The organism is Enterobacter sp. RIT637 (genome assembly GCF_019718755.1).
Lineage (GTDB): Bacteria > Pseudomonadota > Gammaproteobacteria > Enterobacterales > Enterobacteriaceae > Enterobacter.
Genome location: NZ_JAIHAZ010000150.1, coordinates 1 through 549, shown reverse-complemented (window position 1 = coordinate 549; position 549 = coordinate 1). Strand labels below are relative to the sequence as shown.

Below are 549 nucleotides of genomic sequence, written 5' to 3'. Positions count from 1 at the left end.
CAAACAGGCCTTTATGAACGAACACGTTCAGCCTGTGTTTGCGGTGCTCGACCCGGTTTACACATACACCCTGCCGCCGCGTCAGGTGGCTAACGGCGTCGTGGATGCCTTCGTTCACACGGTTGAGCAGTACGTCACTTACCCGGTCAACGGCAAAATTCAGGATCGCTTCGCGGAAGGCATTCTGCTGACGCTGGTAGAAGACGGCCCGAAAGCGCTGCAAGAGCCAGAAAACTACGATGTGCGCGCAAACGTGATGTGGGCGGCGACTCAGGCGTTGAACGGCCTGATTGGCGCAGGCGTGCCGCAGGACTGGGCGACCCATATGCTGGGCCACGAACTGACCGCGATGCACGGCCTGGATCACGCCCAGACGCTGGCGGTGGTTCTGCCTGCCCTATGGAATGAAAAACGCGACACCAAACGTGCCAAACTGCTGCAGTATGCAGAGCGCGTATGGAACATCACTTCCGGTTCTGAAGACGAGCGTATCGACGCGGCAATCGCGGCGACGCGTAACTTCTTCGAGCAGCTGGGCGTGCCGACTTG

At 59.4% G+C, this 549-nt stretch carries 1 protein-coding gene; it reads left to right on the top strand.

The window, feature by feature from the left end; genetic code table 11:
* A partial coding sequence (locus K5E19_RS23715) for an iron-containing alcohol dehydrogenase (RefSeq protein ID WP_221553370.1) occupies window positions 1-549 on the top strand: 549 nt, incomplete at both ends.